Source organism: Chitinophagaceae bacterium, assembly GCA_016717285.1.
Classification (GTDB): Bacteria; Bacteroidota; Bacteroidia; order Chitinophagales; family UBA10324; genus JACCZZ01.
The window spans coordinates 2,028,830-2,041,890 of record JADKFU010000005.1; the positions used below are offsets into that span (position 1 = coordinate 2,028,830).

Genomic DNA, 13,061 nt, shown 5'->3' on the forward strand with positions numbered 1-13,061 from the left:
ATTTGTAGTTTCGGCCAAAATAAAAATATAAAATGAGCCATGTTTCATTTTAACCATTGCCACTCTTTAATTGCAAACAAAACAAGCCAAACCCCATGAAACAAACTTTACAATTTTTTCTTTTAAGTGCCACGTTTTTTTGCTGCACAAATGTCGCCCTGTCCCAAGTGCCGGGCACGCTGGATTCTTCTTTTGCCAACAATGGAGTTAAAATCTTAAAGCCGTCAACGGGTTTCGACAATGCCTACTCAGTTGAAATCCTTGAAGATGGTAAGATGCTGATTGGTGGCGCTTCCGAAGTTTCCGGGCCAGGAAATTGGGATGCGGTGGTGTATAGGTTGAATGATAATGGCAATATTGACAACACTTTTGGAAACAATGGTTTTGCTTATTATGATTATCAGGGTTACAGTCAGTATGTACGTTCGATGAAAAGACTTTCAAACGGAAAACTCCTTTTTGTGGGCGGTGCCGAAGCTAATTTCCAGGTAGATGTATTTGTAACCCAACTGAATGAAGATGGAACACCTGATGCTTCGTTTGGTGATAACGGAACCCTGATGATTCCGATTAGTTCGGGCGAAGATATCGCACTGGCCGTTAAAGAACAGCCGGATGGAAAATTAGTAGTGGTAGGCAATTGCAGCTTTAACGGTTACACCTATCTGAATTCATTTGCGCTTCGTTTGAATACAAATGGTTCATTGGATCTTACTTATGGCAACAATGGTATCGCAATTATTGATGCAGGATATGATTACGAATCTGCCGAAGATGTGCTGTTGATGGATGATGGTGGTATTCTTGCAGCAGGTCATGTTGAGAATAACTCCGACGACTATGCGATACTTACGTTTAAACTGAACAGTTCCGGGCAACTTGATAATAATTATGGTAACAACGGTATTGCTGTGTATGACCTGAGTAATGATGATGATATGGCTTATGCAATTTTACGAAGCCCCGCAGATAATAAAATTCTGCTGGGCGGCAAAATAGGGGCTCCAAATTATGAAAGCGATTTTCTGGTGATGGCCCTTACCGATGCGGGTATAATTGATTCTTCCTTCGGAACGAACGGAATATCAATACTGAACTTAAAGCCAATTGATGCAGGCCTCGACCTTACAGTACAAACCAATGGAAAACTTGTGCTTGGCGGCACTGCAGGTTCAGGATTTGCCGCAAACGATTTCGCCCTGTGCCGTTTTAATCAGGATGGCACCATTGATTCCACTTTCGGCACCAATGGAAGCACCCTGTCAGAGATCTCTACTTTCTTTTCAGAGATTGAAAGCATTGCATTGCAAGCTGATGGGAAGATTGTTGCAGTGGGCATCGCGGCCAGTTCTAATAATAACATGGGAGTGGTCCGTTATAAAGGCGACGAAGTGGTAGCTACCGGTTCGGCAGCATTGAATTTCAAGCATGATGAAATCAAACTGAATATCTATCCAAATCCATCGAATGGCAATTTTTGCATTGCTTTAAATGATGCGACACATTATTCAGGTCAGGTAAATGCACAACTGTTCAATTTGCAGGGTCAGAAAGTTTATGAAGGTCAACTTGAAATGCATGATGGTTTGCTGAAAGAATCATTGAACGTTTCGAAATTCGTTACTTCCGATGTTTACTTTCTTAAGATTTTCATAGGAGCAAATGCATACTGCAGCTCCATGGTAATTCAGGATTAAGCCAACGCTGATCTCCCAACAGTCTCTCTCCCATCCATCGGATAGCGCGTTGCTCAAGGGCCTGCGCAAGCTATCCGATGGATGCATTCCGTCACTTTTGCTGTTTCAACTATCGGGAACCTTATTGAATTTATACCTTTGCGGACATGGTTTTTTTTAAGACCCTGCAATCCCAAATCAATATGAATGCAATTATTCGCAAAGCGGAAAAAAAAGATGTGCCTGCAATGCTGGCATTGATTAAAGAATTGGCCGCATATGAAAAAGCGCCGCAGGAAGTAAGCAACACGATCGAACGGATGGAGCAGGATGGATTTGGGGAGCAACCTTCCTTCTTTTCTCATGTAGCTGAATTAGATGGAATGGTTGTCGGTGTTGCCATATATTATACTGCCTATTCAACATGGAAAGGAAAATACATCTATCTCGACGACATTGTAATTACAGAAAAATTTCGTGGCCATGGAATCGGGAAGCAATTATTTGATGGCGTTGGTGCATTTGCAAAATCCATTGGAGCGAATCTGCTCAGGTGGCATGTGCTCGAATGGAATGAGCCTGCTATAAATTTTTATAAAAAATACAATTCCAATCTCGATCCTGAATGGATCACCTGCAAACTAATGAAAGCAGATCTCGAAAGGTTGTTTTAGACAACCTCGCCATAGGAAACTAATTTCAATGGAAACACCCTACACCGCCCCCGTGTCTCTGCTGAAAGCCTTGTGCTGTGAGCTAGCAGGACACGGGGGAATTCATTTCCCACCCCTTTCAAACTGATTGTCATCTTCCGTGCAGGATTTACACCGCCCCCGTGTCTCTGCTGAAAGCCTTGTGCTGTGAGCCAGCAGGACACGGGGGAATTCAATGCCCAACCCTTTCAAACTGATCGTAACCTTTTACACCTCCCCCGTCTCTCTGCTGAAAGCCTTGTGCTGTGAGCTAGGAGGACACGGGGGAATTCAATGCCCAACTCTTTCAAACTGATCGTCACCTTACACCGCCCCCGTGTCTCTGCTGAAAGCCTTGGCGTGAGCAGCAGGACACGGGGGATATGCCCAACCTTAAAACTGATTGTCACCTTTTACACCGCCCCCGTGTCTCTGCTGAAAGCCTTGTGCTGTGAGCTAGCAGGACACGGGGGAATTCAATGCCCAACCCTTTCAAACTGATCGTCACCTTTTACACCGCCCTCGTGTCTCTGCTGAAAGCCTTGTGCTGTGAGCTAGCAGGACATGGGGGAATTCAATGCCCAACCCTTTCAAACTGATCGTCACCTTTTACACCGCCCCCGTCTCTCTGCTGAAAGCCTTGTGCTGTGAGCTAGCAGGACACGGGGAATTCAATGCCCAACCCTTTCAAACTGATCGTCACCTTTTACACCGCCCTCGTGTCTCTGCTGAAAGCCTTGTGCTGTGAGCTAGCAGGACACGGGGGAATTCAATGCCCAACCCTTAAAACTGATTGTCACCTTCCGTGCAGGATTTCTGCATAATGTGTTATTGGAAATTGACAAGGCTTGCCCAATTCGTAAAATGCTGCACTGGAATGTTCGTACAAAACAAAGTCACTTACCAAACGCCACTTACCCCTAACCGGATTATGATGAATGTATTCGATCTTTTGAAAGAGCATTTTTTCATCGATGATACGACGCCCATCAAAGGAGGATTTGAAAACCTGGTGAAGTTTACCTCGCTTGCTATCGCTTGGAGTAACCTCATTTGCCAATTGCTTCAACAAATAATCATTTCCGGAATTCTTCAACCTGTTTACAATATCGTATGCAAGGAATCTTTTTCCATTACTGACCAGGGTATTTAATTTCGCATTTTTGTAAGGAGTTGCCATAATGAAATGCAGGTGATTGGGCATGATCACAAAAGCGCAAGTCCTGAAGTTTTTATCGTTGGCAATTGTAAACCACTCATAAACTTGATCATAGGTTTTTGTATCTTCAAACAATGGCAGCCAATTGGTGCAGGTGAATGTACAGAAATACAATTCATTGGGAAGATCGTGGAGTGTTTTTACTGACATCCAAAAAAATAATGAAAGAATGAATAGGAAGAGATTTTATGGCGTCGAATTTTACACCTCCGCCCTTTCTTTAATGACGGGTTTGAGGAGAGACAGCGAGACACGGCATAAGCGCTATGAATTCCCCCGTGTCCCGCTGGCTCACAGCACAAATCCACTTGCGGAGACACGGCGGCGGAGTAATCTGTTTTGAAATCAATTAATTTTTTTACAATGCTCTTTGGTTCGGCTTTGCCAGAAGCGCACCCTGAGCGCAGCCGAAGGGTAAGCGATGTAACAATTATATTGATTGATTTCAAAACAACTGCTGAGCGTTTGCGCTCGCCCGAAAAAAAAATTCCACCGCCCTATGTATCCTTAGGAGAACATAGAGACAGTGGAATTTCTTTCCCAACGCGCTACTGCTGCCGTACAATATTACTTACAAACACCTCACCCCCCACTACAATCCTCACGATATAAATTCCGTCTTTCACATCCAGCCTGATGTCCTGCGTTAACATTCCATCATTCACTGCCACCTGCTGCGAATAAATTTTCTGACCAATAGCATTCATCACTTCCACAGTAGCCACATCATTTTCATTTCCGGCAAGGTTCAATTGAACAGTAAAAGCACCATTGTTCGGGTTCGGGAAAACCTGCACCGTTGCAGGTGTTATGATCTCCTGCACTTCTTTATCTAAACACGTGATGCGTTTTATTTTTGTTATCGCTGAAGTGCTCGTGCAACCAAAGCTGTTGCTCTCTGTTACCACGAAGCTTCCCTTCTTTTTCGTTTTGTAGGTTGATGAAGTTGCGCCGGCAATAATCACATTGTCGCGGTACCAGGCATAACTTATTCCTGCACCGGTATTTGCTGTAAGTGTCACTTTTACATCTTTACATTCTGTAATGGTTCCGGCAGGAGTAATAGTTGCTGTCAATGCATTTTCATCAATCTGACCGTTGCAGTTATCATCAGTGCCGTTGCAAATATCAGGAGCCCCCGGATAAGTGGTTGCGCTTCCATCATTACAGTCAGTGTTATTCATAACATAGCCTGAAGGAGCTGAACAGGCAAGCTCAGATACATTCGCATCACCAAAACCATCATGGTCCGCATCACGATAAAAAGTTTGTTGCACACCTTCATCAATAGTTCCATTACAGTTATCATCCATTCCGTTGCAAATTTCTGCCGCATCAGGATTCGTTGAACTGTTCCCGTCATCACAATCTTCATTGTTAACAACAAATCCTCCCGGAGCCGTACACGCCATTGCAGTTACATACGGATCTCCGAAACTATCGTTGTCATTGTCGGCATAAAAAGTCTGTTGTGCTCCTTCATCCACCTGTCCGTCACAATTCTCATCTACACCATTGCATATTTCCGTTGCACCCGGATGTATAGACGGATCACCATCGTTACAGTCAACAGAAGAAGAGAACCCATCACCGTCATCATCTACACTGCTGATTCCTGTCACCGTTCCGCCCAGCGTAATATTCAAAAGCTGTAGCGTACCCGCCGTAGCCGAAGCACTGAAGCCATAGATCCGCACCTTCACTGCCGTTGAAATAGCGAAGTCAGGAATATCCCAGGTATAGTTCAGCACGCTGCCGCAGCCAGCATTCTTAGGTGCATGGTTGACCCCTTCGTCTATCCAGGTAGTTCCACCATCAACGCTGTAGGCAAACCGTGTAAGCGCCGGACCGGTTGAACTTCTTCTCAGTCCTGCCGTCAACGAAATAATGTTGAGCTGAAAACCGCTGTTAGGTGTTACAGTAAATTCTATCGCTTTCTGGCTGGTATTGAATACCATGACATTGGTAAATTTATTAGATGAAAATCCGGTAGAACAAGGCGATGTAGGAATACCCGCACCATTCACTCTTGTTAGATTGGAACCACTTGCATTGGCAGCAACTGCCGACGGATTACCAACCGTAGAGTTTGTGTAAGAAAAAATTTGTGCATGAGAGATCGCCGGAAAAAACGTCCATCCGAAAAGAACCATGCAGGCGGCAACTTTGTAAAAAGTAGATTTCATAGAAGAGAGTTTTGAGAGTATGAAATGAATTCCTGCTCAATATAATCAATTGAATAATTTATTTATCGTGCATACGGTTTCAAACCAACGGAAAAAAATCAATCCCTCCCAACATCAATCCCATTCAACACAATTAATTGTCTACCACATTCTCCATAATTCCGACTCCAGTATCTCTTGCCGTCGGTTTTAACCGACGGAAAAAAATCAATCCATCCCAACATCAATCCCATTCAGTACAATTTCAATAATACCGAAAGCAATACTATTTCTTCCTATTCCGTAAGCAATGGAGGCCAGCTTACTTTACTGCAGGCAGTAGCTGCAACAACTGCAGCGAGTCCTATCGACGTAGTAGTGGCCGGCCCGGAGGAACAATATGTGATTGAACTGAGCGCCGAAGGACATACTATTGGTAGTTTCAGCCGTAACAATGATGGAAGTCTTACAATGGTAGCTGAAATGCCAGATGTAACCTCCTCATGTGCGGGGTTAGCAACTTTTTAAAGAAATTTAATTTCACGTAATATTCAATGCCCGAACCTTAAGCAGGTTCGGGCATTTTCATTATTCGGGTTGGAAATCTCACAACTAACCACACGTGGAGCTGGAGGGAACTGAACGGTCTTGCGAAACCCTTACCAGACAACTATTCTGTAAAATTTAGTAGATTGGGTAACCGAATAGGTAACCAACTTAAATTCACTTCTAGGCTTCTGTGCATATGCCCTTTAACTTATTAACCATACACTTGTCAAAAGTTAATCTGCCTCTTAAATTGGACAGTAATTCCCAATCGGCAATCCCGCATTTTGAGCACCATCCCTGATCCAGCTATCTGCCCTCAGTGATTCTGCTTTAAAAACACCTTCGGAAGGATGATGAAAAAGTACAGAGGTTTTTACAATCAATGAATCAGCCATCCTCTCAGCTCCATACTGAATGAATGATGAATCGGTAAGTTCACTGAAATAAAAATCAGCATCTCCTCCAATGCCACCATGTGAAGTGAAAAAGGTTTTTGTATTACGGCTTTTTACATCTGCAGAAATATTTGTGCCTGCATTAGAAAATAACGAACGGGAGAAAGTATTAGGACTCCTCATGGCATGGTACAATACATCAACATTGCTGATCACAGAACCATCGAAAAAAGGTTGCCGGTCAACAGCGTCATACAATCCCATAAAGTATGTCCGCTTTAATGGAAACTTTTTTGCTATTTCTATAGCAATTAATCCGCCACGGCTATGCCCTATAAGGCATATCTGAATATTCCTGAGAACCTCTGCCTTTTGTTCGTTCCAATCTTTTATATTGATAAATTTATCCCGCAATTGCTTTTGTGCTGATATAAATGCATCTGTAAGAAAACCGAAAGCATTCACATAAATATCAATAGAGTCCTGACCTGTTAGTTTTTCACTTGGGCCATCGAAATACTTTTTAAACCCATAAGGTGTTTTGAAGTCCTGGCAAAATTTATAGACTGAGCTATTGCTCCCATCACTTTTTCTCCATCCTGCACTTCCATTTTCATCAGTGCCTGAACCGGTTCCATCAATTGCTACGAGAATGTTAATCATAATTGCCGTGAATTAGGATTTCTTCAAACAATTTAGATTACTCGATAGGACACGGTTTTCAGTCCGAAAGGAAATTCCATCCTTTGTATCGATTATCATCACTTCTCTGCTCATCCTCATTTTCCAACGAAGCGGTTGGTTTTATACGTTGGCTCAACTTTACTCCACCCTTATCTAAGAAGTCATTAAAATCCTTTTTGCTGATTCTTTCCCTTATCAGTTTTTTTCCATCGAATGAAAACAGAAGAGCATACTCCTGATCTTCATCTTCCATCACATAGTGCTCTACAGGTCCAAAAAACTCCTGTAGCTGCTGCGCATCGCAGGTAGGCAGGAAAATCCGAAGTACGCGTGGGTCATAGAAACGGAAGTACAGTTCCTTGCCATCTTCGGTTTGCACCATTAAAAACTTTCTAAAATGTTTGCGCAGTTCCTCCATAGAAGTGGAAGTGGAAACAAATATTCCCCAGGAATTACCCCATCCTTTTTCCAATAACCATGATCCAAATTCAGAGTTCAACTCGTAAGGAAACAAATAAGGCGCAACAGAACTTAACAACTCCTCACTTTGTCCCATGTATAAGCTCAAAAAATTAGTTTGCAGTTGTTGAGCAGTATCCAACTCACCAAAGATGCGGGCGGCATCGAGGATGGAATAAGTAAAGTGCAGTTGTTGTTGATCTTTGACAGACATTATAAGTTAGTTAGTACTGCAATGTTTTACTGGACTCGATGGCTAAAATTGAAATTGCATGAATGCTCTCGGTAATTTTTTTTACTTGAATTTAATCACGAATCTACTTCATGGATTACATTATGAAAGAAGATAAACCAACTATTTTGTTGGTTCTGCGTATTCAAATTTTCCAGCCTCTTGAGTTGAAATCTTTATCACATGTGGTAAAGTATCGACCCATTCTATAAAGTTATCATTAGTTACCGCTATTTGTTCTTTTGTTTGGAATCCGATAAAACTGTTCGTCTGCAAATCTAAAACCAAAATAGACCAAGTAAGGTGAGAGCCCGAGTCTATGATGTTGCTTATTTTATAAACAAGAAGATATCTTTTGTCCGGCGAAATGTTTTCCTGGTTTTCCAGGTAACCTGCATTAACCTGTTGAATTTCTATTTTAAAAATTTGGTCAGTTTCATTATGCTTGATACAAATGGTACTGAATATATTCAAATCACTTGGCCCATTTAGTATCCTATTTTCAAAATACACAGAATGATTAAGCTGAAGAACCTGTAATGGGGAATTCATAGTTTTTATTTTACTGAAACAAGTTAAGATACCAAAAATCACAATGGAAGAAATAAATATTTTATATTTAAGATTCACATTGACAGTTTTTAATTTTATTAAAACGACTTTCCATATCAGTGCCACGCCTACTCACGCCATAATCTTCGAGTATTCCTTGTTCATATGTTGCCCGATTCTCACCCCACTCCGCAGGATTTTTAGAAACTTTCGGATTTTTTTCATAGAATCTATCTACAGCTGCCCCAAAATCGTCCTTCACATATCCGGGTCGATTTATTCTTTGATCTAATATTGTAGCCCTACCTTTGTCAGATGTCATGTAATCTGAAATGGGATAATCATATCCTTTAGGTTTTTGACTAATGGCAGCATTCATTTGAAATTGAATATCATTTACTTGCTGTTTTTGAAAGTCAGGATCATTTCCAGCATCTCGAAAAATGGAAGTTATATTATTGGAAGATGTTGCATTCTCTTCCTTTACCCATTCATCTTTATTTCCATCTTGATTTACTACTTTTTTTAAATCCGCCCCAGTAATTTCGGTTGCCTTGTCATTATAGGGGTCTTTGTAATATAGTCTTGGCTCTTTTGAGTCACTTGCTGGATTTTTTTCTTCTTTTATTATTATACCCTTTTTGAAGAATAGTTCTTCAAATTTTTCAGGGTCAATTTTTCTAAAGTCAGCAAGCTGCTTCGGCAATTGACCGAAACCTGATGGGTCAACAGTTTTTTGCATGGCACCAACAGTAATAATCTCACTATCATATCCTTGGACAGCATCGAATGCACCGCCTTCAGCTTCTGTCCCACAAGTCATAATGCATTTTTCAGATTTAGTCGTTTTCTCATCCCATCCATCATAATCCTTTAGCAATTTGCTATTAGTTGGAAAAGCCGGCCCACCCTTGCTTCCATAACGCATCCAAACAGTTTTTTCTGCGAAAATACAGGGTTGTATGGGCTGAGGTGCCGGTGTAGGTGTGGGAATTGGAGTCTGTATGGAGCTTCCAGGAGTTGATGAATTAAGGCCTAGTTTCAGATCTGTTGAAAGAGATGAAACTCCTTCTATTGATGGGACGTTGGTTGGAATTGTATTAGGAAGTTGAGGAGCAGAGGTGTGTAATTCTAATATTGCTGATATTATCGCTTTTAATTGCTGAATTTGTTTCAATGTTATTATAAATGCCATCGTGCTTAAAATTCCTTAATAACATTAATCATAATCATAACAAATTGTGATGTTAATCCATCATTATATATTTACTGTAATCATTTATCAAGATTTTAGTATAGACACTACACATTTTTCGCAAAAAGGAGTTCCATTTCTAGCAGCTTCCATAAGTGTTGCGATCTGGGCAACTTTTGCAGCAATAAAAGGAGGCATATTTTGCATTGCATTAATAATATAAGGCATTATTGATTGTGGAGTAACTGCCCCCATCATCATTTCACCAACCAAAACTGTTGGACATCCTAATGTAATTGCTCCGCCGTGCGCGCACATGTCACCCATCCTCGCTGCCGGTTTTCCTCCAATCATAACACCCATCGATCCCAAAACAATTGAATCAGGTGCAGGACTTACGCAAGTACACATATCTCCCATCACCGCAGCAGGCACTCCCCCGATAAGCACAGTAGGAACACCTGGTCCAACAACCGGCCCTCCTACGTGTGGCTTGGGCCCATCAGTCATGGGGCAGATATGCATATCTCCAATCCGTGCTGCAGGCTTACCCATATTTGTACTTATTTTAGATATTGATTTAAGTATTCGCCTGTTGCCCACCTTGCCCCCCATTCTGAGTGCACAAATGCATATGCAATGGTTTTTCTAATTGTTTCGTAAATCACGGGATGCTTAATGTTATTATTAAACCATAGTGATTTACCCTTCTTAATTATGAATTCAGTTATTCCCTTTACAATGCTAAATTTTGAGGCAGTACCAGTTCCAAAAAGTTTGAATAAGATCTCTGTCACACCAAATGCCTGGCTTGATTGAATTGCCTCAACCATTAAAGCTTGTGCGAAGGCACGATCCTGATCCGTAATTTCTTTCGAAGTAATTCCATGAGTATCTTCGAAAAAAAAAGCAAAAACTTTAAGGGCATCCTCATTATTGAGAACTAATTCTCCTTTTGAAAAACTTCTTAATGCCATATTATTATCCCACCCTTTTATTCAAAAACTAAGGTTCATTTATCAAATGAGGAGAGCAATTTGACGCGTATTAAGTTTTACTATTTCCGAATTTATCCTTTACTCTATTTCTAATAAAAAGAAATCACCGATCCAAAATATTTCCTGTTAATCCAAAGTTTAATAGTTTCCCAATTGTGTATGCCTGCAGAACCAGTGTTATTGTAGGTGACCCTTATACAAACCTCATTGATATTTTCATCAATTACCTCAACCATTGAATTCTTTGAAATAGGATATGAAACAGAATTTTCTGATGGATCAACCCTTACGCCATCATGTCTACCTCGCAGATCAATCTCAAGTTTTGCTTTTTGATATTTGATCATGACTAATTATGGGTTTTAACATAAGTACTAAAGTCCCTATCTAGTTTTGCATAATCCTTTGTCATCTGTTCAATTTTTGCATCCTTCTCTTTAATAGATTGTACTAATTTATCCTGGTCAGTCATATTCTTTTTATCTTCCCACCTTAAATTATAGCCATTTATTATATTATACCATCCTAAATAATTTACTCGCAATGAATCTTGTTGGTCAGCAAGTTGGGACAATACTCTCTTTTCTTTTTGAAATGCCTCATCTAAATGTATTGCTTGATCAGAATTTGTCACCCGCGATATTATTCCTTCAACTTTCCCCATGTGCATAAAAAAATCATCTGAAGCACTCACTTCCTTTTTTAATTTGTTGATATCTGAATTTAGTTTCTCATTCTGTTGCTGATTCATCTGAACATTCCCAAACGCAGCAAACAACACCACAATAATAGAAGCCACGTAAAACACTAAAAACTGAAAGAACAGATTGTTTCTTTCCTTTTGATTGAGGGGTTTCATGCTCACAGTACAATATTTTTTTCTACAAGATGGAAAGAAAAGATGGAATCTGAAAGTGATTTTTCTTTACCGATTTTCGATTGACGATTTTTGATTTTTGATTTTCGATTTCCGCGCCATCTCTCTTATCAATGAGTAATTCTGAATTAGTGCATTCACTATTTACTATTTACTATTCATCAATCACCATTTAATCCATCAGAAAACCCCAGCCGGCATTTTTTCTTTCAGGCTCCCGGATCGGAGACCTTTCCGGTCTTACAACTGGCTCTATTGTTTCTCCAATCACAATACCGGAATCCTTTTGCTCACCAATATACTTGAGCTTGCTCAACTGTTTGAAGAGCTTTGCAACTACCGAAACAAACCTGGTTACTGTCTGAAGGGATTTGGCAATGTCCTGGTGATTGTATTCAATATTCATCACCGACATCACAGAACCTTCAAACTGCGACTGCGACAACTCTGTCCATTGCTTGAAATAATTGAACATTTTCTCCTTCTCCTTATCAGGCACAGAATTCACCGCTGCACTGATAACATAGCCGAGTGATGAAAGCTTTTCTATCATCAAAACAGGTGGGCCTTGTAATACCGTCATCCGGTGCTGAGGAATTACCATGGATAGATAACTTAACACCTTCTCCGAGAGATAAAAAACATTATTTGCCAACTCTGTCTTCTTAGGTTCTGAATTAATTTTTTGCGTTATAACCATCGCTGAAGCACCCATTTCGAAAAGCTGCCTCGTCATCAACTGGTATTGATCTTCCAGCAGTTTATAGCTGTTAATGCTGGTACACGCAGGAATATAGGACTCATCAAGTACAATGTCCTCACCTGTTACATTTATTTTACCGATGGTAATGTTAAAAGCCGACGGTTCATTCTGATTGATCTGATCAGAAGGGATAATTTCCAGCCGGCATTCCGGCAATGTAAATGGGGAACGACTTGGTGTCTCAGCCGGATCTGAAGATCCTGAAGGAACCCTTGAAAAAGGATTTACCACTATCACTATATCCAGTTTTGATGCTGTAACACTTTTAATCTTATAGTCGGTTTCAATTTCCCTGTGAAAGAATTGTACATCCTTAGAGTCATTTGAAGATATTTCAATCCTTGCCCCTCCAGGTGTAATGGCCCTGCATTCACTTACCTTAACACGGATCAATTTCGCCTGATCAGCATGAAAAGTTAATTCAAGTGAAGATCGGAAACCAGGAGCAGGGAGCAGCAACCCATAGTTAAAACTGGTCATCCACATGGCAGCATAATCACGAAGCCGGTCAGTGAAGGACTGTTCCTGTTGGATAAAATGTCGGTCGGACACTTTCATTCCATCCACCCAGTTTACAGGCCAAAATTTTATTTCAGGAAGCATGT

The 13,061-nt window shown here is 40.8% G+C and carries 14 protein-coding genes; 3 read left to right on the forward strand and 11 right to left on the reverse strand.

Annotation, left to right across the window (positions count from 1 at the left end):
• Nucleotides 1-95: 95 nt before the first annotated feature.
• Nucleotides 96-1,697, forward strand: a complete 1,602-nt coding sequence (locus tag IPO83_17985) for a T9SS type A sorting domain-containing protein (GenBank protein ID MBK9733147.1) — start codon at nt 96-98, stop codon at nt 1,695-1,697.
• Nucleotides 1,698-1,879: 182 nt separating this feature from the next.
• The gene (locus IPO83_17990; GenBank protein ID MBK9733148.1) at nt 1,880-2,350 is read left to right on the forward strand and encodes a GNAT family N-acetyltransferase; all 471 of its coding nucleotides are present in this window, start codon (nt 1,880-1,882) and stop codon (nt 2,348-2,350) included.
• A gap of 814 nt (nt 2,351-3,164) precedes the next feature.
• On the opposite strand, the gene IPO83_17995 is transcribed toward IPO83_17990, so the two are convergent.
• Nucleotides 3,165-3,737 (reverse strand): transposase, encoded by a 573-nt coding sequence (locus IPO83_17995; GenBank protein MBK9733149.1) that lies wholly within the window; start codon nt 3,735-3,737, stop codon nt 3,165-3,167.
• 398 nt (nt 3,738-4,135) lie between these two features.
• A complete protein-coding gene (locus tag IPO83_18000; protein MBK9733150.1) occupies nt 4,136-5,773 on the reverse strand; it encodes a T9SS type A sorting domain-containing protein in 1,638 nt (545 codons plus the stop codon).
• A gap of 177 nt (nt 5,774-5,950) precedes the next feature.
• Between IPO83_18000 and IPO83_18005 the strand changes: the two genes are divergently transcribed.
• Nucleotides 5,951-6,280, forward strand: coding sequence for a hypothetical protein (locus tag IPO83_18005; protein ID MBK9733151.1), 330 nt, complete (start codon nt 5,951-5,953; stop codon nt 6,278-6,280).
• A gap of 266 nt (nt 6,281-6,546) precedes the next feature.
• Here the strand turns inward: IPO83_18005 and IPO83_18010 are convergent, their stop codons facing one another.
• The 9 genes from IPO83_18010 to IPO83_18050 form a co-directional block, all read right to left on the reverse strand.
• On the reverse strand, nt 6,547-7,359 hold the full coding sequence (locus IPO83_18010; protein ID MBK9733152.1) for a hypothetical protein: 813 nt from the start codon (nt 7,357-7,359) through the stop codon (nt 6,547-6,549).
• 58 nt (nt 7,360-7,417) lie between these two features.
• The gene (locus IPO83_18015; GenBank protein MBK9733153.1) at nt 7,418-8,053 is read right to left on the reverse strand and encodes a DUF4123 domain-containing protein; all 636 of its coding nucleotides are present in this window, start codon (nt 8,051-8,053) and stop codon (nt 7,418-7,420) included.
• A 141-nt stretch (nt 8,054-8,194) separates the two neighbouring features.
• Nucleotides 8,195-8,623 carry a hypothetical protein gene (locus IPO83_18020; protein MBK9733154.1) on the reverse strand — a complete coding sequence of 143 codons (429 nt, stop codon included), beginning with the start codon at nt 8,621-8,623 and terminating at the stop codon, nt 8,195-8,197.
• A gap of 67 nt (nt 8,624-8,690) precedes the next feature.
• The gene (locus tag IPO83_18025) at nt 8,691-9,818 is read right to left on the reverse strand and encodes a hypothetical protein (protein MBK9733155.1); all 1,128 of its coding nucleotides are present in this window, start codon (nt 9,816-9,818) and stop codon (nt 8,691-8,693) included.
• Between the two features lie 87 nt (nt 9,819-9,905).
• Complete coding sequence (locus IPO83_18030) at nt 9,906-10,373, reverse strand: PAAR domain-containing protein (GenBank protein MBK9733156.1); 468 nt, start codon at nt 10,371-10,373, stop codon at nt 9,906-9,908.
• An 8-nt stretch (nt 10,374-10,381) separates the two neighbouring features.
• Nucleotides 10,382-10,795 carry a hypothetical protein gene (locus IPO83_18035; GenBank protein MBK9733157.1) on the reverse strand — a complete coding sequence of 138 codons (414 nt, stop codon included), beginning with the start codon at nt 10,793-10,795 and terminating at the stop codon, nt 10,382-10,384.
• Between the two features lie 110 nt (nt 10,796-10,905).
• Complete coding sequence (locus IPO83_18040; GenBank protein ID MBK9733158.1) at nt 10,906-11,163, reverse strand: hypothetical protein; 258 nt, start codon at nt 11,161-11,163, stop codon at nt 10,906-10,908.
• A 2-nt stretch (nt 11,164-11,165) separates the two neighbouring features.
• Complete coding sequence (locus IPO83_18045) at nt 11,166-11,675, reverse strand: hypothetical protein (GenBank protein MBK9733159.1); 510 nt, start codon at nt 11,673-11,675, stop codon at nt 11,166-11,168.
• Between the two features lie 190 nt (nt 11,676-11,865).
• Nucleotides 11,866-13,059: a hypothetical protein gene (locus tag IPO83_18050; GenBank protein ID MBK9733160.1), complete on the reverse strand. Its 1,194-nt coding sequence runs from the start codon at nt 13,057-13,059 to the stop codon at nt 11,866-11,868.
• Between the last annotated feature and the right edge of the window lie 2 nt (nt 13,060-13,061).

What these genes read in the sequence shown, in the direction of transcription:
- IPO83_18045 (MBK9733159.1), bottom strand. Translation starts at nt 11,675, where the DNA reads ATGAAACCCCTCAATCAAAAGGAAAGAAACAATCTGTTCTTTCAGTTT.
- IPO83_17990 (MBK9733148.1), top strand. Translation starts at nt 1,880, where the DNA reads ATGAATGCAATTATTCGCAAAGCGGAAAAAAAAGATGTGCCTGCAATG.
- IPO83_18035 (MBK9733157.1), bottom strand. Translation starts at nt 10,795, where the DNA reads ATGGCATTAAGAAGTTTTTCAAAAGGAGAATTAGTTCTCAATAATGAG.
- IPO83_18050 (MBK9733160.1), bottom strand. Translation starts at nt 13,059, where the DNA reads ATGCTTCCTGAAATAAAATTTTGGCCTGTAAACTGGGTGGATGGAATG.
- IPO83_18040 (MBK9733158.1), bottom strand. Translation starts at nt 11,163, where the DNA reads ATGATCAAATATCAAAAAGCAAAACTTGAGATTGATCTGCGAGGTAGA.
- IPO83_18010 (MBK9733152.1), bottom strand. Translation starts at nt 7,359, where the DNA reads ATGATTAACATTCTCGTAGCAATTGATGGAACCGGTTCAGGCACTGAT.
- IPO83_18000 (MBK9733150.1), bottom strand. Translation starts at nt 5,773, where the DNA reads ATGAAATCTACTTTTTACAAAGTTGCCGCCTGCATGGTTCTTTTCGGA.
- IPO83_17985 (MBK9733147.1), top strand. Translation starts at nt 96, where the DNA reads ATGAAACAAACTTTACAATTTTTTCTTTTAAGTGCCACGTTTTTTTGC.
- IPO83_18020 (MBK9733154.1), bottom strand. Translation starts at nt 8,623, where the DNA reads ATGAATTCCCCATTACAGGTTCTTCAGCTTAATCATTCTGTGTATTTT.
- IPO83_18030 (MBK9733156.1), bottom strand. Translation starts at nt 10,373, where the DNA reads ATGGGTAAGCCTGCAGCACGGATTGGAGATATGCATATCTGCCCCATG.
- IPO83_18025 (MBK9733155.1), bottom strand. Translation starts at nt 9,818, where the DNA reads ATGGCATTTATAATAACATTGAAACAAATTCAGCAATTAAAAGCGATA.
- IPO83_18015 (MBK9733153.1), bottom strand. Translation starts at nt 8,053, where the DNA reads ATGTCTGTCAAAGATCAACAACAACTGCACTTTACTTATTCCATCCTC.
- IPO83_17995 (MBK9733149.1), bottom strand. Translation starts at nt 3,737, where the DNA reads ATGTCAGTAAAAACACTCCACGATCTTCCCAATGAATTGTATTTCTGT.